Source organism: Streptomyces spinosisporus (assembly GCF_022698145.1).
Classification (GTDB): domain Bacteria; phylum Actinomycetota; class Actinomycetes; order Streptomycetales; family Streptomycetaceae; genus Streptomyces; species Streptomyces spinosisporus.
This window is the reverse complement of record NZ_JALDAX010000004.1, coordinates 424,037-443,501: the sequence shown is the minus strand read 5'-3', so window position 1 is coordinate 443,501 and position 19,465 is coordinate 424,037. Positions and strand designations below refer to the sequence as shown.

Here is a 19,465-nt window from a genome sequence, read left to right as displayed (position 1 = left end):
GTTCAGATCTGCGTCAGTGCCCAGAACCCCACGGCGTAGCAGGCGAGCGCCAGCAGCAGGAGCGGGATCGCGACCTTGGCGGGCGGGCCGGGACGGCGTGCGGGGCGGGCCCGGTGATTGCGGCGCGTGGTCTCCTGCGACATTTCCTGCGCGGAGAGTGGAACCTGCGGGACCTGGGCGGTGTACGAAGCAGTAGAGGCATCGGCGCGCTGGTGGGGCGCCGGGTTCAGGGCCTCGGCGGAGTACTGCGGTGCGTGCGAGCGGGGGGAGGGCAACACATGCGTGGGGTCGTGGGGGGAGACGTAGCCCTGCTGCTGATGGTCCTGCTGATGGTCCTGGTGGGGTTGTGCATGGGGCTGAGCGTGGGGCTGTGCCGGTGCGTGGGGCGGAGTCGGCTTCTGCGGAGCGGGAGTTCGGACGGAGGAGACGGTCGCCTGCGGGGGCGGCAGGTGGAAGCTTCCGGTGTCCGACATGGAGGGCTGTGGCGTGGGCGTGGACGGCTCCGGAGCGGTGCCCGTGCTCATACGGGGATCGCGCGGTGGCGTGCTGCCCGTGGCCGCCGCCGAGCGGGCGCCGGTGTCCGACGCGCGCGGCTCGGACGGCTCCTCGGTCTCAACGGGCCACGAGGAAGCCGCACTTGTACCGGTCCCGGAGGTGTCCCCCTGCCGTCCGACGGCCACTCCCGGTGCGGATTTGAGGGGCCCGGCGGGGCCGAACCCCGGGGGCAGCGGCCCGAGTTGGTCGAAGACCTCGATCAACTCGTCGTCCGGGCCGGGCTCAGGGAGCAGTTCCACGGCGGCTGCAAGGGCTTTGCGCGCCCCCGTGGCCGTGCGGAACCGCGTATGCGGGTCGGGCTGCAGAAGCGTGGCCACGACGTCCCACAGCGGCTCCGGGATGCTCTTGGGCGCGCTCGGCGTCCCGTGCGCCGCGAAGTACTGCACCAGGGCCTTGGCGTCCGGCTTGGCCCCCTCCAGCAGATACAGCGCGACCAGCCCGACGGCGAAGAGGTCCGCCGGGAAGTCGGGTTCGGAGCCCATCAGCTGCTCGGGCGCGAGATAACCCGGCGTGCCCACCACGAGGTTGGTCTCGGTGAGCCGGGGCTCACCGAGCCGCATGGCGATGCCGAAGTCGGACAGCCGCAGCCGTGGCCGCCCTGTGCCGGTGGCCTCCAGCAGCACATTGGCGGGCTTGATGTCGCGGTGCACGACGCCCTCCCCGTGCACCGCTGCCAGTCCCGACAGGAGCTGGTCGAGAAGGGTGCAGACATACGCCGGGGGCAGGGGACCGTAGTCGCCGATCAGATGCACCAGCGAGCCGCCGGCGACGAGGTCCATGGTGAACAGGACCTTGTCGTCGTCGGCGGCCCAGCTGGCGGGCGCGAGCACATGGGGGTGATCGATCCGCAGCGCCTGCTCGCGGACGAAGCGCAGCAGGGAGTGCGCATCGCTCTGCTGCAGGACCTTGGCGGCCACATAGCGGCGGCGACGGTGGTCCCAGGCGCGCCAGACGGCGCCGACGCCTCCGCGTCCGATCGGGTCGACCAGTTCGTACCGGCCGGCGAAGACCTCACCCATGGCTGCGCGTCGCTCCTCCCCCTGCGGCTACCCCCTTGCCTGCCCCTCGACGAGCGGTACGACTCCCCCTGGGCCCCCTCGCGTCGTACGTCGACGAGTGTGATGAGTGATACGGGCCTCGGCGCCTCTCCTCTGCCGTGGGCCCGGCTGCCGAACCCCCTTCGGCGACCGGGCCCCCGGGTTCAGTTCTGGTGCGCCTGGTAGTGCGTGACCGCGTCGGAGGTGCGGCCGGCGCCGTACACCCGGAGGAACTCTGCCAGTTCCGGGTGGCTCGGGGCGAGAGTGTCCGCGGCGTCGATGATGTCTCCCGCGGCGGCGACCGACCGCAGCAGTGACTGGATCTCACGGACCACCCGCTTGACCGTGGGCGCACCCGAACTGCTGGTCGTGGTCGTGGTGTTGCTGAGCACCGAGCCCCCTTGCGACTTCTTGATCTCTTCCATGCGCTCGGTGGCCTCCGCCGCGCTCACGCTGCCGTCCGCGACCTGCCCCGCCAGGTCCTGCAGCAGCTGCACCCGCTGTACGACCGCTGGATTGCCGATCTTCGCCCGCTGGCCGCTCATCAGCTGCGACAGCATCGGTGCGGACAGGCCCAGTACCCCCGCGAGACGGGCCTGGTTGAGGCCCAGGTCTTCTATGAGCTTACGGAAGAGCGCCCCCAGTGGCTCCCCGTACCAGTTCCGCTGCAGTTCCCGCGCTCTTGCGGTGGCTTCCTGCTGTGCGGCGTCCATTGCGTCTCCCCATCGCTTCCCCAAGTACTGTGGTTCGCTGTAGCGAACCACGCCGAGCATCTTACGAAGCGTGGTCGTACACGGGGAGCCCCAATCTTTTTGCGAGATCCCCGGGGTGACCCGGTAGTCTGGTCTGCGGCGCCCACCGGTCAGCGGTTTTTCCGGGGGATGCTCCCATTCCGGGGCCTTAGCTCAGTTGGTAGAGCGCTGTCTTTGCATGGCAGATGTCAGGGGTTCGACTCCCCTAGGCTCCACACCGGAAAGCCCCTCCGACCTGCGGAAACACAGGACGGAGGGGCTTTTTCGCGTCCAACGGCACCGTACGGCGGCGCCTGCGGGGTCCTGGACGGGGCGTTTCAGGCGGTGCCGGCGCCGACCTCCTTCCGCGCGCCGTCCCGGGTCTCGTCCCGGTCTCCGTCCTGTGCCTCGTCGAGGGCATCGTTCCGTGCCGTCGCGGCTGCCGGGTCGGTGACGCCCTCCGGATGCAGTCGGGCGATGGTGGCGGGATGGGCGACGGACGGCAGGATGTGACGCCACATCACGACGACGCGCCCGCGCAGGTCGGCCCGGCGGTTGATGGCCTCGGAGACCAGCTGGACGCCGGTGAAGGTGCCGACGATGAACTCCGCGGTCTCCCTCGGGACAACCTGGGGCAGCACCTCGCCCTGTTCCTGGCCCTCGGCCAGCAGCCGGGTGGTGAGGTCGAACCAGTCGCCCCACGGGTGTGTGCCGTTGAAGAAGACGCCCTCTATGGACAGCCGCGTGCCCGCCCTGGCGATGGGGTCGTGCCGCAGCCCGTGCGCGAACTGGTGCGTGATGTCGATGATCGACTGCAGGGGGGAGAGCCGGGGCTCCACGTTCACCAGGCCGGTCTGCTCGTCCATGATCGCCTGGGCGAGCGACTCCTTGGAGGGGAAGTGGAAGTACATCGCGCCCTTGGTGACGTTCGCCCGGCGCAGGATCTCCGACGTGGCCGCGCGTTCATAGCCGTACTCGGCGAACACACTCGCCGCGGCCTCCACGATCGTGCGCCGCGTCTGCAGCGCGCGAGCCTGCTTGGCCATTTCTCTCTTTCCCTCCGACGCATACGTTCTGTCGGAAACTCTACCCGACCACCCGGTCTGTTTCCGTGGGGCCGCGAGCGGGATCACGTAGGAGCGGACGCCTCTCCTGTCGGCCTGTCCTCTCTGCAGGTGAGGTGGGCCACATGGTGTGGGCCACAGTTTTCGGAGGGAGAAGAGACCGCTTGGTCTGTTTCGGCTTGGCTTGCGAGGTAAGTGGCTGTCGGCGTTCCATCTGGGGGTGCACCTCACGCGTGGAGACCAACAGACTGCCGTTCTTGTCGTCGGAGGCACGGGCTTCATCGGCTCGGCCGCGCTGCGTGCGTTGACCGACGGCGGTCCATCGCCGGCCGGAGCGGTGAAGGCACTGGTGAGACGGATACCGGACGCGCCCGACGCGTTGCCCGGAGTCGAGTACCTCACGGGCGATCTCACCGACCCGGCGTCCCTGCGCGGGGTGTGCCACGACGTCGGCACCGTGCTCCACTGCGCCTCGTACATCGGCTCCGACGAGGAGCGGAACCGGTCGGTCAACGCCGACGGCACCCGGGCGCTGCTGGCCGAGGCGGAGCGTGCCGGGGTCCGGCGGACCGTCCTGGTCAGTACGACCGCGGTCTACGGCGCCGGACCGCATTGCGATCTCACCGAGAACGAACGGGTGCCCGAGCCCACCTCGCCCACCAGCCGCACCCGGCTGCAGGCCGAAGAGGCCGTGCTCGCGGCCGGTGGCACGGTGCTCAGGCCACCGCTCGTGTACGGCACAGGGGACGTCTGGGTGGTCCCCTCCATCGCCGAACTCCTGCACCGCGTCGGGGCGTTGCCGGAGGACGGCCGGGCCCGGCTGTCCCTGGTGGCGGTCGCCGACCTGGCCCGGCTGCTCGCCACCCTCGCCCGGACGCCGGACCTCGTCCCGCCCGGCACCACCCACCACGCCGCCCACCCGCACACACCCACCCTGCGGGAGTTCGTCTCCCTGCTCGGCGAGACCCTCGGCCTGCCGGTGCCCACACAGGGGCTCGCCCTCGACGACTACCTGGCCCGTCTGGGCAAGGCACCCGGAAAGGTCAGCGCACATCAGGCCGGGCTGCTGGCCGAGGACCGCTGGTACCGCTCGACCCTCTGGTCCCGCATCGACTGCCCACCGGGACCGGGCCATCACGCCCGGCTGAGCGAGGCCGCCGCCTGGTACCGACAGCTCCTCGCGCCGACCCGGACACCCTCCGCCGACGGACCCGCGTGATCCGGTACGGCAGTCCCGCTCACGCCCGCGGCGGTGTTTCACGTGAAACAGAGCAGTGGGGCGGGCGACCCTCAAGTCTCCCGCCCCACCGGGCAGTTAGGCGCGCAAGGTGTCACCGGCCGTCGTCACGCTGCGCGGCCTCCTCCTCGGCCTGCTTGGCCTGGACCTCAGGGTCCAGCACCGACTGACCGCTGCCGTCCACCGACGACAGCCGGCCCGACTCCGGGACCTCGGTCGCCTCGGGCGGCTCCACCAGCCAGTCCGGGTTGGCCTGCTTGTCCCACCACTTCCAGGCGGCGAAGGCACCGCCAGCGAGAGCGCCGACCACCAGCAGCATCTTCATGGCACGGCCGGCCCTGGCCCTGCGCTCGTGCTTGCGGACCAGCTTCTGGATCTCCTTGGGCGAGACCTGCCCGCGCAGCGCGGCCAGCGCCGCGACACCGCGCGCGGTGGCCTCGTCCCTGACGGGACCGGCGGCGGCCATGGCCTGCTCCAGCCGGGGGCGGGAGTAGTCGGCGGCCTGTCGGGCGGCCAGCGCGGTACGGGCGGCGGCCTCGTGGGCGGCCTGGTCGACCTTCGGCGGCACATGCGTCCGGGCCTGCTCCAGGCGCGGCGCGACATGGGCGCCGTACTGGACGCGGGCCTGATCGGCGGCCTGCGACACCTTCGGCGCGAGCCGTACGCGTGCCTCGTGTGCGTAGTGCGCGGCCCTGTCCTTGGCCGTGTCGGCGTAGGGCGCCACCACTTCCGCGGCGTGCAGCACGCTGTCCTTCGCCGAACCGGTCGCGGCGCGCACGCTGTCGATGCGGGTCACGGGTTCCTCCTCCTCGGTGGCGTACGGTATTTCGACTTTCCACCCTTTTACGGATCATGCCTTCCAACTGACCCCGGGGCATGTGAGGGCGGGCATCCGGGTCATGCACAGCGACTCCGGACCATCTCCGATCAACAGCTCATCCAGAGCTGACCGAGAGCCGAGCGAGTCCTATAGAGGATGAATACGGGGCAACAGGCGCTTGTCGTCGACAATGCCACGGATCGACGGCGAGCGCCCCCGACCCGGACGGACTCGACTGTTTTTCTGCAGGCGGTTTCCCAGGATTCGCGTTCCCAGACAGGCCGGAAGAGGACGCGTCATGCGGGCCGTGGGAGGATCGGGGGGTCACGGCAGGACAACGGAAGGCAGATCGTGGCCGAGCAGCTGTACGCCACCTTGAAGACCAACAACGGCGACATCGAAGTCCGGCTGCTGCCGAACCACGCGCCCAAAACGGTCCGCAACTTCGTCGAACTCGCCAAGGGCGAGCGGGAGTGGATCAACCCCACCACAGGTGAGAAGTCCACGGACAGGCTCTACGACGGCACGGTCTTCCACCGGGTGATCAGCGGGTTCATGATCCAGGGCGGCGACCCGCTGGGCAACGGCACCGGCGGCCCCGGGTACCAGTTCGAGGACGAGTTCCACCCCGACCTGTCCTTCAACCGGCCCTACCTGCTCGCCATGGCCAACGCGGGCCCGGGCACCAACGGCTCGCAGTTCTTCATCACCCTCGCCCCCACGACATGGCTGAACCGCAAGCACACGATCTTCGGTGAGGTCACCGACACCGCCAGCCAGAAGGTCGTCGACGCGATCGCCGCCACCCGGACCAACCCGCGCACCGACCGCCCGCTCAACGACGTCGTCATCGAGTCCGTCGTCGTCGAGACCCGCGAGAGCTGAACTCCACGCAGGGCAGGAACCAAACGCCCCGCTCATCCGTAAAGATGGGCGGGGCGGTGCATTTTGTGCACGGCGCACATACGACGACCTAGGGGTACTCATGGACCAGGCTCCCGGCAGCCCACAGGGCCCGGAGGACAAGGAGCCCCAGCCCGCCCGAAGCCTGCCCGGCTGCTACCGCCACCCCGACCGTAAGACCGGCGTCCTCTGCACCCGCTGCGATCGCCCGATCTGCCCCGAGTGCATGGTCAACGCTTCCGTCGGCTTCCACTGCCCCGAGTGCGTCCGCAGCCAGTCCGGAACCGGCCGCGCGCCGGCCGACTCCCGTCCCCGCACGCTCGCCGGCGGCACCGTCACCGCAGATCCGCGTCTGATGACCAAGGTGCTGATCGGCATCAACCTGGCCGCGTTCCTGGTCCAGCTGTCGGTCGGGGACCGCTTCACCAACCGCTTCGAACTGCTCGGCCAGGCCTACGTCCCCCTCCTCGGCGGCGTCGAGGGCATCGCGCAGGGCGACTACTACCGGCTGCTGACCGCGATGTTCCTGCACGGCAGCTATATCCACATCCTGTTCAACATGCTGAGCCTGTGGTGGATCGGCGGTCCCCTGGAAGCGGCCCTCGGCCGCGCCCGCTATCTGGCCCTCTACTTCGTCTCCGGACTGGCCGGCAGCGCCCTCACGTATCTGATCGCCGCTCCCAACCAGCCCTCCCTCGGCGCCTCCGGCGCGATCTTCGGTCTCTTCGGCGCGACCGCGATCCTGATGCGCCGGCTCAGGTACGACATGCGACCGGTCATCGCGCTGCTGGTGATCAACCTGATCTTCACCTTCGGCTGGAGCAACATCGCCTGGCAGGCCCACATCGGCGGTCTCGTCGCCGGCGTGATCACCGGGTACGCGATGGTGCACGCCCCACGAGAGCACCGGGCCCTGGTGCAGTACGGCACCTGTGCGGTCGTCCTGGTGGCCGTCGTGGTCATGACCCTGCTCAGGACGGCTCAGCTCACCTGACGTGCGCGGTTGTCCACAGCGGGTGGCGGATCTTGTGCATAGGGTGCGGGAACAGCTGTGCCCCCTGTCCCCGACCGGTGTTTGTGCAGGTCAGGCAGGGGGCGAACAGACTTGCGAAGACCATTGGGATGGTCGTACCGGCGTCAACGCCCGGTGAGTTATCCACAGATCGTCGTTCTTTATCCCCAGGGACTCTGTGGATGTTTCTGCGGGCTGTGGATAACTCAGCGGATAGCCCTGGGCAGAGCTATGTTCACCGAGTCGTGGCCGGTACTTCGGGTGCTACTTCCACTGCGTGGAGACGCCGAATCCGGCGGCGATGAAGCCGAAGCCCACCACGATGTTCCAGTTGCCCAGTGCGTCGATGGGCAGCGAACCGTCGCTGACGTAGAAGACGACGATCCAGGCGAGCCCGATGAGAAACATGGCCAGCATCACAGGCGCGACCCAGGAGCGGCTGGTCAGCTTGATGCTGGCCGCCTGCTTCGCCGGCGGCGGCGTGTAATCGGCCTTCTTGCGGATACGTGACTTCGGCACGAGGGTCTCTCCTGTCGATGCCCTGCGTGGCCGCGCAGGGAACTGTGGCTGGCTCCGGGGCAGCGTACAAGGGGACTCTTTGGCTCCCCCGGGCGTCCGTTAGCGTAGTGCTTCCGCGGCGCCGAAGGAGATAAGGGTACGTTGAGCAATTCTGCCGACTCCCCCCAGGCCGGATCCAGCCCTGACCGCAAGCGGGGTTTCCGGCCCGTGCGCGTGCTCACGGTGGCCGTCTTCGCCCTCGCGGGGCTCATTTTCTTCACCAGTTTCAATACGGCCAAGGGCACCAATATCCGCACGGACACGTCCTTGCTGAAGCTTTCCGACCTCATCCAGGAGCGCAGCCGCAAGAACGGCGAACTGGACGAGTCCAACGGCTCCCTGCGGCACGACGTCGAGTCCTTCGCCGAGCGCGACGACGGCAGCAGCAAGGCGGAGGACGAGAAGCTCGCGGGTCTGGAGAAGAGCGCGGGCACGCAGAAGGTGAAGGGCGAGGCGATCACCGTCACGCTCAATGACGCCCCGCCGGACGCCACCGCCAAGCTGCCCGGCTATCCCGAGCCGCAGCCCGACTACCTGGTCATCCACCAGCAGGACCTGCAGGCCGTGGTGAACGCCCTGTGGCAGGGCGGGGCGAAGGGGATCAAGGTCATGGACCAGCGGCTGATCTCCACCAGTGCCGTGCGCTGTGTGGGCAACACCCTGATCCTCCAGGGCCGCGTCTACTCACCGCCGTACAAGATCACGGCGGTCGGTGACCCCGACAAGCTGACCAAGGCGCTCTCGGCGTCCCCGGCGATCCAGAACTACATGGTGTACGTGAATGTCTACGGCCTGGGCTGGAAAGTCACCGAGGACGGGACGGTGACTCTGCCCGGCTACTCGGGCACAGTGGATCTGCATTACGCCCAGCCCGTGGAGTGAGCCGATCCGTTTCGGGAGCTGCCGGTGCGTGTCGTGGTCAGGACCGTCAGCGAACTCTGCATCACCGTCGGCACGCTGATCGTCCTCTTCGTCGTCTATGTGCTGTTCTGGACCGGTGTGCGTGCGGACGGCGCGATGGATCACCAGATCGACGTCCTCCAGGACCAGTGGGCCGAGCGACCGGCGCGGCCGGCGGCGAGCGCGGGAGCGTCCGCGAGCCCCGCCGCACCGGCGCCGTACGCGGCGGGCAAGCCCTTCGCGATCATGTACATCCCGCGGCTTGGTTTCACGTGGAACAAGCCCGTGCTGGAGAACACCGAGGTGAGCACCCTGAAGAAGGGGCTCGGGCACTACGCGGACACTGCCCGGCTCGGTCAGGAGGGCAACTTCGCGGTCGCGGGACACCGCCGTACCTACGGCGATCCGTTCGTGAACTTCCCCAAGCTGAGGCCAGGCGACGCGGTGGTGCTGACCGACGGGACGACCTGGTTCACGTATCGGATCGACAAAGGGCCCTACAAAACCGTGCCCACGGACATTGAGGTGATCGACCCTGTGCCACGTAAGTCGGGGTATACGCGGGAGGGCCGCTATCTCACGCTGACCACGTGTGATCCGGAGTGGGGCCACAGTCATCGGCTGATCGTGTGGGCGCACCTGGATTCCACACAGCCTGTGGAGGCAGGGAAACCAGCGGCGCTGCGCCGTTAGTCTGGTGCGGGTACGGCGAGAATCAGGTGCCGTGACGGAACGGAAGGGACGGCATGTACGGCTGGATCTGGCGGCATCTGCCGGGCAATGCGTGGGTGAAGGCGCTGATCTCACTCGCGCTGGTGCTGCTGGTGGTCTACGTCCTCTTCCAGTACGTCTTCCCGTGGGCCGAACCGCTGCTGCCCTTCAACGATGTGACGGTGGACAACCAGTGAGTGCACGGATTCTCGTCGTCGACAACTACGACAGCTTCGTCTTCAACCTCGTCCAGTACCTCTACCAGCTGGGCGCCGAGTGCGAGGTACTGCGCAACGACGAGGTGTCCACGGCGCACGCCCAGGACGGCTTCGACGGCGTGCTGCTGTCGCCGGGACCGGGCAAGCCCGAGGAGGCCGGCGTGTGCATCGAGATGGTGCGGCACTGCGCGGCGACCGGTGTGCCGGTCTTCGGTGTGTGCCTGGGCATGCAGTCGATGCAGGTGGCGTACGGCGGTGTGGTGGACCGTGCGCCCGAGCTGCTGCACGGCAAGACCTCGCTGGTCGAGCACGGGGGCAAGGGCGTCTTCGCCGGTCTGCCCTCGCCCTTCACCGCGACCCGCTACCACTCCCTGGCCGCCGAGCCGCAGACGGTTCCCGCCGAGCTGGAGGTCACCGCGCGCACGCACGACGGGATCGTCATGGGCCTCAGACACCGTGAACTTCCGGTCGAGGGCGTGCAGTTCCACCCCGAGTCGGTGCTGACCGAGCACGGCCATCTGATGCTGGCGAACTGGCTGGTGGAGTGCGGCGACCAGGGTGCGGTGGCGAGGTCGTCGGGGCTCGCCCCCGTGGTGGGCAGGGCCACGGCGTGACCGCGCTGCGCCCCGAGCGCGAGTCCGGCGCCTCGTACGGGCAGGAGCCGTACGGGGCGTCCGGCGCGTTCGAGGACTGGTCGGTCGGCCGGCAGGCGTATCAGCCGCCGGCCGAGGAGGCGTCGTATCAGCCGGGCGCCGACCAGACGGCGTACCAGCGGGCGACCGACCAGACGGCGTACCAGCGGCCCGTCGACGAGACGGCGTATCAGCAGCCCCTCGACGACGAGACCGTGGCGCTGCGGATTCCCGAGCCGCCGGGCGGTTCCATATCGTCCTCTGCCGCCTCGGCGACCACATCCGCCACAGGAACCACCACGGGCGGCCGGGCGGCCCGCAGAAAGGCCGCCAAGCGCCGTCATGGACGTCATGGCGGGTCCGCCGCTGCCACGGCGGAGTCGACGACCGAGGCGAGTGGACAGGCGCCGCTCTCCCGGGTCGAGGCGCGACGGCAGGCCCGGGCCCGCAAGCCCAGTCCGGGTGTCCTCGCGAGCCGCGCGATCGGTGAACTGTTCATCACCACCGGCGTGTTGATGCTGCTGTTCGTCAGCTACCAGCTGTGGTGGACGAACGTCCGGGCCCATGCGGCGGCGGACAAGGAGGCCAGCAGCCTGCAGAACGACTGGGCGAGCGGCAAGCGTGCGCCGGGCAATTTCGCGCCGGGGCAGGGCTTCGCGATCCTCCACATCCCCAGGCTGGACGTGGTCGTGCCGATCGCCGAGGGCGTCAGCAACAAGAAGGTGCTCGACAAGGGCATGGTCGGCCACTACAGCGAGGGCAAGCTGAAGACGGCGATGCCGTCCGCCAAGACCGGCAACTTCGCGCTCGCGGGCCACCGCAACACACACGGCGAGCCGTTCCGGTACATCAACCGGCTGGAGAAGGGCGACGACATCGTCGTCGAGACGCAGGACGAGTACTACGTCTACAAGATGACGTCGACGCTGCCGGTGACGTCGCCGAGCAACACGAGTGTGATCGGGCCCGTGCCGCCGCAGTCGGGGTTCACCGGGCCGGGGCGTTACATCACGCTGACGACCTGTACTCCCGAGTTCACCAGTAAGTACCGGCTGATCGTCTGGGGCAAGATGGTCGAGGAACGGCCGCGCAGCAAGGGCAAGCCGGATGCGCTCGTCGAGTAGGGGCGGATGAACGTGGCAGCGACCACCGACGGCACTCAAGAGGGAACCGACGCGCCGGCGGCGCCATTGGCACGCCGTCGGCGGCCCGGCCCCGTCGCGATGGCGGTGAGCTTCTTCGGTGAACTCCTCATCACGGCGGGCCTGATCCTGGGCCTGTTCGTCGTCTACTCCCTGTGGTGGACGAACGTCGTCGCCGACCGCAAGGCGGACAAGGAGGCCGACCGGGTCCGTGACGGGTGGAGCCACCAGGCCACCGGCCCGGGCGCGCTCAACACCAAGAACGGCATCGGCTTCCTGCATGTCCCCGCCATGAAGAACGGCGAGATCCTGGTCGAGAAGGGAACCTCGACGAGCGTCCTCAACAACGGCGTCGCCGGCTACTACACGGACCCCGTGAAGGCCGCCCTCCCGATGACCGGCAAGAAGGGCAACTTCACCCTCGCCGCCCACCGCGACGGCCACGGCGCGAAGTTCCACAACATCGACAAGCTCCGCAAGGGCGATCCGATCGTCTTCGAGACGAAGGACAAGTGGTACGTCTACAAGGTCTACGACATCCTCGACGAGACCTCGAAGTACAACGTCAAGGTCCTCTCGCAGATCCCGAAGGAGTCGGGCAAGACCAAGGCCGGCCACTACATCACCCTGACGACCTGCACCCCGGTCTACACAAGCCGCTACCGCTACGTCGTCTGGGGCGAACTGGTCCGCGTCGACAAGGTCGACAGCAACCGAACCCCACCGAAGGAACTGCGCTGACCCAATGAGCCGGGCCCGAAGCCGCAACCATCCCTTGCGACTTCGGGCCCTTTTTGCGTCACGCCGTACCTACTCCAGGATCTGCGGTCTACGGCGGTGATCCCGGTCTCGGCGGCGAGGCGCAACGCGTCCGAGGTGAAGGGGCACGTTCGCGGAGGAGCCTGGCGACGTTGAGCACCGCGCGCCGGGAGTAGATGGTGAGGCTCCGGCCGGCCTGGGGATAACTCCCCAGCGAGCGTGACATGTTGTCACTCTCGAACTTCCTGATGCGCGTCCGTGCGCTCCAGCACGCTGCCGCGCAGGCTCTTCGACTCCAGCAGCGAGTCATCAGATGTGAAGAAACGATCGATGGAGGAGCAGACGTACGGGTAGAGAGCGCGACCAAGAACAGTGCGACGCCAAGCGCCCTGGTTGCTCCCATGGCGAGAGCCCCGGTCCCCTGTGAACAGGGAGCCGGGGCTCTCGGTGTAGGTGCCTCAGGAACTAGCCGCCGGTGCCGCCGAAGAAGTTGGTGCCGCCGTTGTTCCCGCCGTTGTTGCCGCCGCCCCCGGCGGTGACCAGGTTCACCGGGGTGCCCTGGTCGACCGTGCTGCCGGGGGCCGGGTCAGAGGTGATGACGATGGCGTTGTCATCCTGGGAACCCTGGATGTTACCCACCTGCAGATTCGCCTGCTTGAGCGCGTTCTTGACATCCTTGAGCCTCTGGCCCTGGAGGTTCGAGGGAACCTGCGTCTGCTGGTTCTGCTGGGCCTTGCCGATCTGGATGTTCACCGAGGAGTTCTTCTTGACCTGGGTGCCCGCCTGCGGGTCGGTGCTGACGACCTTGCCGACGAGGTTCGGGTCCTGGGTCTCGACGTCGGTGCAGCTGCCGGTCAGGTTGTTGGCCGTCATCTGCGCCCTGGCCTCGTCACAGGTCTTGCCGGAGACGTCGGGGACGACCGACTTCTCGGCGGCCTTGGCGATGGTGAGGGTGATCGTGGAGCCCTTCTGGACTTCATCGCCGAGCCCGGGCTTCTGCTCCAGAACCGTGTTCGGCTCCTCGGAGGACTCCTGCGTCTTCGTCTCGACGTTGAACTTGTACTTGTCGGCCTCGAGGATCTCCTTGGCCTCGTCGAGCTTCTTGCCGAGGACACTCGGCACCGCCACCTTAGGCGCCCCGGTGGACACCACGAAGTTGACCGCGGTGCCCTTCTTCACCTTGGAGTCCCTGCCCGGATCCTGCGAGCAGACGTTGCCCTTGGTCTGGTCCTCGCAGGGCTGCTTCTTGACCGTGCCGACCTTGAGGCTGCTGTTGTTCAGCAGCTGCCTGGCGTCCGCCTCGGACTGGCTGACGAGGTTGGGCACGGCCACGGTGTCGTTGCCGACGCCTCCGTTCCCGCCGAACGCCCACTTGCCGATGAGGATCGCGCCCACCAGCACCAGGATGCCCGCGACGACCAGGAGGATCGTCGAGGTGTTGGACTTCTTCTGGCGGCGGCGGTCCGGGCGCTCGTCGTAGCCGTAGCCGCCGTCGTCCGGGTTCATCGGGGGCAGCATCGACGTGGCGCCGCCGTCCGCGGAGCGCAGGGCCGTCGTCGGCTGGTCGTCGGGGTAGCCGCCGTAGCCCACCGAGCCCATGGCCGCGGTGGCCGCGACCGGCTGGCCGTCGAGACAGGCCTCGATGTCGGCGCGCATCTCGTCGGCCGACTGATAGCGGTAGTTGGGGTCCTTGACCAGAGCCTTCAGGACGATCGCGTCCATCTCGGGCGTGATCTCGGGGTCGAAGACCGACGGGGGCTGTGCTTCTTCACGTACGTGTTGATATGCCACCGCTACCGGGGAGTCCCCGACGAACGGGGGCCGCACGGTGAGCAGTTCGTAGAGCAGGCAGCCCGTGGAGTACAGGTCGGAGCGGGCGTCGACCTGCTCGCCCTTGGCCTGCTCGGGCGAGAGGTACTGCGCGGTGCCGATGACGGCCGCGGTCTGCGTCATCGTCATGCCGGAGTCGCCCATGGCGCGGGCGATGCCGAAGTCCATCACCTTGACCTGGCCGTTGCGCGTGAGCATGACGTTGGCCGGCTTGATGTCACGGTGGACGATGCCGCTGCGGTGGGCGTACTCCAGGCCCTGGAGGATGCCGACGGTCATCTCCATGGCCCGCTCGGGCAGGAGCTTGCGGCCGGAGTGCAGGAGCTCGCGGAGCGTGGAGCCGTCCACGTACTCCATCACGATGTACGGGATCGAGACCCCGTCGATGTAGTCCTCGCCCGTGTCGTAGACCGCGACGATCGCGGGATGGTTGAGCGAGGCGGCCGACTGGGCCTCCCGGCGGAACCGGGCCTGGAATGACGGGTCGCGTGCGAGGTCCGCCCGCAGCGTCTTCACCGCCACCTGGCGCCCGAGGCGGGTGTCATGCGCGAGGTATACCTCCGCCATGCCACCACGACCGAGCACCTGGCCCAGTTCGTACCGGCCGCCGAGGCGACGCGGCTCTTCCATAGCTACCTACCAGCCCTCTCCGTCGGTCCCGGCCGTCACTCGTGTGCGGCCGGAGGCTGCCGTCCGGGCCTACCGTACCCGGATCGCTTTGTGTGACCTGGCCAAGCCCGTGACCCGATACAGGACCGGTATCGCAACGTGCACCGATGTGAAGGGGACGTGAGCGGGGTCACTTCTTGGACTTGATGACCGCCTCCATCACGCTCTTGGCGATGGGCGCCGCCAGACCGCCGCCGGAGATGTCGTCACGGTTGGCGTTGTCGTCCTCGATGACCGTCGCGACGGCCACCGGCGAGCTGCCGTCGGGCATCTTGGCGTAGGAGATGAACCAGGCGTACGGGTTCTTGCTGTTGGCCACGCCGTGCTGCGCGGTACCGGTCTTGCCGCCCACGGTGACGCCGGGGATCTGGGCGTTGGTGCCCGTGCCCTCCTTGACGACCGTCTCCATCATCGACTGCAGGATCTGCGCGTTCTTCGACGACAGGGGCTGGCTCATCTCCTGCGGGTCGGTCTGCGCGATGGTGTCGAGGTTCGACGACTGGAGCTTGTCGACCATGTACGGCTTCATCAGCTTGCCGTCGTTGGCGACCGCGGAGGCGACCATGGCCATCTGCAGCGGGGTCGCCGCGGTGTTGTACTGGCCGATCGAGGACAGCGCGGTCTGCGAGGAGTTCATGTCGTCGGAGAACACCGAGGCCGCGGTGCGCGTCGGCGTGAACTGCTCCTCGTCGAAGCCGAACTTCTTCGCCTCGGCGAGCATCTTGTCGTTGCCGAGGTCCGAGCCGATCTTGCCGAACACGGTGTTGCAGGACACCTTCAGGGCGACCCGCAGCGTCGCGTTCTTGCAGGGGATGTTCCCCTCGTTCTTCAGCTCGGTCGTGGTGCCCTTCATGATGTAGGGCAGCGGCGAGTCGGTGTTCTCGTCGGCCGAGGTGTACAGGCCGTTCTCCAGCGCCGCCGCGGCGGTGACCACCTTGAAGGTGGAGCCGGGCGGATAGACCTCGCGCAGCGCCCGGTTGAGCATCGGGTCGTCGGGGTTGACCTTCTTCTGCAGCTTCTGCCAGGCCTTGGCGTCGGTGTCCGTGGAGTTGCCGGCGAAGGTCGACGGGTCGTACGACGGGTAGGAGGCCAGCGCCAGGATCTTGCCCGTGGACGGGTCGATCGCGGCGACCGCGCCCTTGCCGCCCTGCTTCTTCAGTCCGTCGTACGCGGCCTTCTGCGCGGCCGCGTTGAGCGTGGTGACGACGTTGCCGCCCTGCTTCTGCTTGCCCGTGATCATGTCCAGGGTGTTGCGGAAGAAGAGCCGGTCGTCGGTGCCGGTGAGGATGCCGTCCTCGATGGACTCCAGCTGGTTGGCGCCGAAGGCCTGTGAGGCGTACCCGGTGACCGGCGCCCACATCGCGCCGTCCTTGTAGGTGCGCTTGTACTCGAGGTCGTTCAGACCGCTCTTGCTGGTCTTGGTGGAGCCGGTGATCGGGTCGCCGTCGACGATGATGTCGCCGCGCGGCGTCGAGTAACGCGCAATGGTGACGCGGCGGTTCTTCGGGTCGTCCTTGAGGCTGTCGGCCTTGACGTACTGGAGCCAGTTGTCGCGCAGCAGCAGCGTCAGTACGAGCAGGCCGCAGAAGATCGCGATCCGGCGCAGGGGCTTGTTCATGACGGGCGGACCACCTGGGTCATCTCGGCGTCGGGGTTGCCGGCGGGCGCGGGCGCCGGGCGGCGTGCGGTGTCGCTGATCCGGATCAGGATGCCGATCAGCGCCCAGTTGGCGAGGACCGATGAACCGCCGTAGGCCATGAACGGCATCGTCATACCGGTCAGCGGGATGAGGCCCATCACACCGCCGGCCACCACGAAGACCTGCAGTGCGAAGGCGCCGGACAGGCCGACGGCGAGCAGCTTGCCGAACGGGTCGCGGGCGGCGAGGGCGGTGCGTACGCCGCGCTCCACGATCAGGCCGTAGATCAGCAGGATCGCCATGATGCCGGCCAGGCCCAGCTCCTCGCCGAAGGTGGCGAGGATGAAGTCGGAGTTGGCGGCGAACCGGATGAGGTCGGAGTGGCCCTGGCCGAGGCCGGTGCCGAGGGTGCCGCCGGAGCCGAAGGCCCACAGTGCCTGCATCGACTGCTCGGAGTGGCCGACGACGCCCTGCTGGCTGAGCGTGTACTCCTTCATCGGGTCGAGCCAGGCCTGGACGCGCTGCTGGACGTGCGGTTCGAAGCTGGCCACGCCGACGGCGCCGGCCGCGGACATCAGCAGACCGAAGACGATCCAGCTGGTCCGCTCGGTGGCGACGTACAGCATGATGACGAACATTCCGAAGAACAGCAGCGAGGTGCCGAGGTCGGTCTCGAAGACCAGGATGAGGATCGACATCAGCCAGACGACCAGGATGGGTCCGAGGTCGCGGCCGCGCGGCAGGTACAGGCCCATGAAGCGGCGGCTGGCGAGCGCGAGGGCGTCGCGCTTGACCATCAGGTAGCCGGCGAAGAAGACGGCGAGGGCGATCTTCGCGAACTCACCGGGCTGCAGGGAGCCGAGGCCCGGGATGTTGATCCAGATCTTGGCGCCGTAGATGTTGGCGCCGAGACCTGGCACGAGCGGCAGCACCAGCAGGACGAGCGCGCCGAACATGGAGATGTAGGTGTAGCGCTGCAGGACGCGGTGGTCCTTGAGGAAGATCAGCACGACGACGAACAGACCGATGCCGAGCGCGGTGTAGAGCAGCTGGCGGGGCGCGGCCTGGAAGTAGTTGGGCAGCGACTGCAGCAGCTTCGACTGGTCCAGACGCCAGATGACCACGAGTCCGAGGCCGTTGAGCAGTGTGGCCAGGGGCAGCAGCATCGGGTCCGCGTAGGGCGCGAACTTTCTCACGGCGAGGTGGCCGACGGCGGCGAGCAGGCCGAGTCCGAGGCCGTAGCTCAGCAGACCGGCCGGCACCTTGTCGTCGATGGCCAGACCCACGTTGGCGTAGGCGAACACGGGGATGGCCACGGCGAACACCAGGAGCGCGAGCTCGGTGTTGCGGCGGCTCGGTGCGCCGATCGCGCCGATCGTGGACGTATGGTGCGTCGGTGTGTTGGTAGTACTGCTCATCGTGTGACAGGGCCTCTCACGGCTTGCCTACTGCTTACCGCACAGCGAGACGACCTTCTGCTCATCCTCCGAGAGGCTGGGGCCGGGGCTGGGGGTGGGAGCGGTCGCTGACTTGGACGGGGTCGGTGAGGTGGAGGGGCTCGGTGATGCCTTGGACGTGAGGGAGGTCTTGGTGGTTCCCGTGGTCTTCGGGGTGCCCGTGGTGCCGCCCGCCTCGCCCGCACCGGTCTTCGAGTTGTTCTCGGCCTCGGCCGCCTGACGCTCGGACTCCTTCTTGCACGCGGAGGCCTGCACGCCGAGCTCGTCGATCTTCGACTGGGCGTCGGACAGACCGCCCTCGGCGATCGTGTTTTTGACCTGCTTCTGCTGGTACGGCGGCAGGTACTTGAGTTCGATCTCGGGGTGGTCCTTCTCGACCTTCGACAGCGAGACCCAGGCGAGGTCCTGGCTGATGCCGCGGTACAGCGCGACGTGCTCGTCCTTGGTGCCGACGTAGTACTGCGTCTGCGTCCAGCGCCAGCCGCCGTACAGACCGCCGCCGACGACGGCCAGCGCGAGCACGGTGTAGAGGGATCTCTTCGCCCACTTGCGGCCCTTGCGGGGCTTGACGAAGTCGTCGTCGGTGTAGTCCCCGAAGCTGCCCGCGGGGACGTAGCCGGTGGTGTCGCCGGAGCCGGGCGGGCCGAACTCGCCCCCGCCCTGTCCGGGTACCTGGCGGCCGAGGCCGGAGGCGCGGCCGGCGGGCGTCTGCATGATGCCGTTGTCGTGCTGCTGGTGCTGGTTCTCGGCGACCGCGCCGACCACGACCGGGGTGTCGGAGAGCTGCCCGGCGAGGGTGTCCGAGGTGTCCAGGTCCAGTACGTCGGCGACGATGACCGTGATGTTGTCGGGGCCGCCGCCGCGCAGCGCGAGCTGGATCAGCTCCTGCACGGTCTCCTGCGGGCCCTGGTAGCTGGCGAGGGTGTCCTCCAGGGTCTGGTGGGAGACGACTCCCGACAGACCGTCGGAGCAGATCAGGTAGCGGTCGCCGGCCCGGACCTCACGGATCGACAGGTCCGGCTCGACGTGCTCGCCGCTGCCCAACGCCCGCATCAGCAGGGAGCGTTGGGGGTGGGTGGTGGCCTCTTCCTCGGTGATGCGGCCCTCGTCGACCAGCCGCTGCACCCAGGTGTGGTCCTGGGTGATCTGGGTGAGGACGCCGTCGCGCAGCAGGTACGCGCGCGAGTCGCCGACGTGCACGAGGCCGAGTCGCTGGCCGGTCCACAGCAGGGCGGTGAGCGTCGTGCCCATGCCCTCCAGCTGCGGGTCCTCCTCGACCATCGAGCGCAGCTGGTCGTTGGCGCGCTGCACCGCGGTGCCGAGGGAGGTGAGGATGTCGGAGCCGGGCACGTCGTCGTCGAGCGCGACGATGGTGGAGATGGCCTCGGAGGAGGCGACCTCTCCGGCGGCGGCGCCGCCCATGCCGTCGGCGATCGCGAGCAGGCGCGGCCCGGCGTATCCGGAGTCCTCGTTGCCCTCCCGGATCATGCCTTTGTGCGATCCGGCGGCGAAGCGCAGTGACAGACTCATGCGCACCTCGCCCGTCGGCTCCGGGTACATCCGCACGGTGCCCACCCTCCGGTCGGGAGCG

Annotated in this window: 18 protein-coding genes and 1 tRNA gene; 10 read left to right on the top strand and 9 right to left on the bottom strand. The window is 68.3% G+C overall.

Annotation, left to right across the window (positions count from 1 at the left end):
- Positions 1-2: 2 nt before the first annotated feature.
- Positions 3-1,574 carry a serine/threonine-protein kinase gene (locus MQN93_RS13640; protein WP_242709679.1) on the bottom strand — a complete coding sequence of 524 codons (1,572 nt, stop codon included), beginning with the start codon at positions 1,572-1,574 and terminating at the stop codon, positions 3-5.
- Between the two features lie 182 nt (positions 1,575-1,756).
- On the bottom strand, positions 1,757-2,305 hold the full coding sequence (locus MQN93_RS13635; protein ID WP_016437071.1) for a helix-turn-helix domain-containing protein: 549 nt from the start codon (positions 2,303-2,305) through the stop codon (positions 1,757-1,759).
- 181 nt (positions 2,306-2,486) lie between these two features.
- Here MQN93_RS13635 and MQN93_RS13630 point away from each other — a divergent pair.
- Positions 2,487-2,559, top strand: a tRNA-Ala gene (locus MQN93_RS13630).
- A 102-nt stretch (positions 2,560-2,661) separates the two neighbouring features.
- On the opposite strand, the gene MQN93_RS13625 is transcribed toward MQN93_RS13630, so the two are convergent.
- The gene (locus MQN93_RS13625; protein WP_242709678.1) at positions 2,662-3,369 is read right to left on the bottom strand and encodes a ScbR family autoregulator-binding transcription factor; all 708 of its coding nucleotides are present in this window, start codon (positions 3,367-3,369) and stop codon (positions 2,662-2,664) included.
- Positions 3,370-3,517: 148 nt separating this feature from the next.
- On the opposite strand from MQN93_RS13625, the gene MQN93_RS13620 reads away from it, so the two are divergent.
- Positions 3,518-4,606, top strand: a complete 1,089-nt coding sequence (locus MQN93_RS13620) for an NAD-dependent epimerase/dehydratase family protein (RefSeq protein WP_308404305.1) — start codon at positions 3,518-3,520, stop codon at positions 4,604-4,606.
- A 112-nt stretch (positions 4,607-4,718) separates the two neighbouring features.
- On the opposite strand, the gene MQN93_RS13615 is transcribed toward MQN93_RS13620, so the two are convergent.
- Positions 4,719-5,420, bottom strand: a complete 702-nt coding sequence (locus MQN93_RS13615) for a DUF5324 family protein (RefSeq protein WP_016437074.1) — start codon at positions 5,418-5,420, stop codon at positions 4,719-4,721.
- 375 nt (positions 5,421-5,795) lie between these two features.
- Between MQN93_RS13615 and MQN93_RS13610 the strand changes: the two genes are divergently transcribed.
- On the top strand, positions 5,796-6,329 hold the full coding sequence (locus tag MQN93_RS13610; protein WP_242709676.1) for a peptidylprolyl isomerase: 534 nt from the start codon (positions 5,796-5,798) through the stop codon (positions 6,327-6,329).
- Positions 6,330-6,429: 100 nt separating this feature from the next.
- Positions 6,430-7,341, top strand: coding sequence for a rhomboid family intramembrane serine protease (locus tag MQN93_RS13605; protein ID WP_242709675.1), 912 nt, complete (start codon positions 6,430-6,432; stop codon positions 7,339-7,341).
- A 282-nt stretch (positions 7,342-7,623) separates the two neighbouring features.
- Here MQN93_RS13605 and crgA read toward each other — a convergent pair whose 3' ends face one another.
- Positions 7,624-7,878, bottom strand: a complete 255-nt coding sequence (gene crgA / locus MQN93_RS13600; protein ID WP_016437077.1) for a cell division protein CrgA — start codon at positions 7,876-7,878, stop codon at positions 7,624-7,626.
- 141 nt (positions 7,879-8,019) lie between these two features.
- Between crgA and MQN93_RS13595 the strand changes: the two genes are divergently transcribed.
- From MQN93_RS13595 to MQN93_RS13570, 6 genes are read left to right on the top strand one after another with little or no spacing between them, the layout of a single operon-like run.
- Positions 8,020-8,799 (top strand): DUF881 domain-containing protein, encoded by a 780-nt coding sequence (locus MQN93_RS13595; protein WP_016437078.1) that lies wholly within the window; start codon positions 8,020-8,022, stop codon positions 8,797-8,799.
- Positions 8,800-8,823: 24 nt separating this feature from the next.
- Complete coding sequence (locus tag MQN93_RS13590; RefSeq protein WP_016437079.1) at positions 8,824-9,510, top strand: class E sortase; 687 nt, start codon at positions 8,824-8,826, stop codon at positions 9,508-9,510.
- Between the two features lie 53 nt (positions 9,511-9,563).
- Positions 9,564-9,725, top strand: a complete 162-nt coding sequence (locus tag MQN93_RS13585) for a hypothetical protein (protein WP_016437080.1) — start codon at positions 9,564-9,566, stop codon at positions 9,723-9,725.
- On the top strand, positions 9,722-10,360 hold the full coding sequence (locus MQN93_RS13580; protein WP_016437081.1) for an aminodeoxychorismate/anthranilate synthase component II: 639 nt from the start codon (positions 9,722-9,724) through the stop codon (positions 10,358-10,360). Before MQN93_RS13585 ends, MQN93_RS13580 begins: the two co-directional genes overlap by 4 nt.
- On the top strand, positions 10,357-11,502 hold the full coding sequence (locus tag MQN93_RS13575; RefSeq protein ID WP_016437082.1) for a class E sortase: 1,146 nt from the start codon (positions 10,357-10,359) through the stop codon (positions 11,500-11,502). Before MQN93_RS13580 ends, MQN93_RS13575 begins: the two co-directional genes overlap by 4 nt.
- Positions 11,503-11,508: 6 nt before the next feature.
- Complete coding sequence (locus tag MQN93_RS13570; protein ID WP_242709674.1) at positions 11,509-12,261, top strand: class E sortase; 753 nt, start codon at positions 11,509-11,511, stop codon at positions 12,259-12,261.
- A 483-nt stretch (positions 12,262-12,744) separates the two neighbouring features.
- Here the strand turns inward: MQN93_RS13570 and pknB are convergent, their stop codons facing one another.
- From pknB to MQN93_RS13550, 4 genes are all read right to left on the bottom strand, one after another.
- Entirely contained in the window at positions 12,745-14,739 is a 1,995-nt protein-coding gene (pknB, locus tag MQN93_RS13565) for a Stk1 family PASTA domain-containing Ser/Thr kinase (RefSeq protein ID WP_242709673.1), read from the bottom strand.
- Positions 14,740-14,908: 169 nt separating this feature from the next.
- The gene (locus MQN93_RS13560; RefSeq protein WP_242709672.1) at positions 14,909-16,396 is read right to left on the bottom strand and encodes a peptidoglycan D,D-transpeptidase FtsI family protein; all 1,488 of its coding nucleotides are present in this window, start codon (positions 16,394-16,396) and stop codon (positions 14,909-14,911) included.
- Positions 16,393-17,835, bottom strand: a complete 1,443-nt coding sequence (locus MQN93_RS13555; RefSeq protein WP_242709671.1) for an FtsW/RodA/SpoVE family cell cycle protein — start codon at positions 17,833-17,835, stop codon at positions 16,393-16,395. The genes MQN93_RS13560 and MQN93_RS13555 overlap by 4 nt, the downstream gene beginning before the upstream one ends.
- 27 nt (positions 17,836-17,862) lie before the next feature.
- Positions 17,863-19,434 carry a Stp1/IreP family PP2C-type Ser/Thr phosphatase gene (locus MQN93_RS13550; RefSeq protein ID WP_199786610.1) on the bottom strand — a complete coding sequence of 524 codons (1,572 nt, stop codon included), beginning with the start codon at positions 19,432-19,434 and terminating at the stop codon, positions 17,863-17,865.
- Positions 19,435-19,465 lie beyond the last annotated feature (31 nt).

Excerpts from the sequence above, each read along its gene's own strand:
- MQN93_RS13640 (WP_242709679.1), bottom strand. The coding sequence starts at position 1,574 with ATGGGTGAGGTCTTCGCCGGCCGGTACGAACTGGTCGACCCGATCGGA.
- MQN93_RS13635 (WP_016437071.1), bottom strand. The coding sequence starts at position 2,305 with ATGGACGCCGCACAGCAGGAAGCCACCGCAAGAGCGCGGGAACTGCAG.
- MQN93_RS13625 (WP_242709678.1), bottom strand. The coding sequence starts at position 3,369 with ATGGCCAAGCAGGCTCGCGCGCTGCAGACGCGGCGCACGATCGTGGAG.
- MQN93_RS13605 (WP_242709675.1), top strand. The coding sequence starts at position 6,430 with ATGGACCAGGCTCCCGGCAGCCCACAGGGCCCGGAGGACAAGGAGCCC.
- MQN93_RS13585 (WP_016437080.1), top strand. The coding sequence starts at position 9,564 with ATGTACGGCTGGATCTGGCGGCATCTGCCGGGCAATGCGTGGGTGAAG.
- MQN93_RS13570 (WP_242709674.1), top strand. The coding sequence starts at position 11,509 with ATGAACGTGGCAGCGACCACCGACGGCACTCAAGAGGGAACCGACGCG.
- pknB (WP_242709673.1), bottom strand. The coding sequence starts at position 14,739 with ATGGAAGAGCCGCGTCGCCTCGGCGGCCGGTACGAACTGGGCCAGGTG.
- MQN93_RS13560 (WP_242709672.1), bottom strand. The coding sequence starts at position 16,396 with ATGAACAAGCCCCTGCGCCGGATCGCGATCTTCTGCGGCCTGCTCGTA.
- MQN93_RS13555 (WP_242709671.1), bottom strand. The coding sequence starts at position 17,835 with ATGAGCAGTACTACCAACACACCGACGCACCATACGTCCACGATCGGC.
- MQN93_RS13550 (WP_199786610.1), bottom strand. The coding sequence starts at position 19,434 with ATGTACCCGGAGCCGACGGGCGAGGTGCGCATGAGTCTGTCACTGCGC.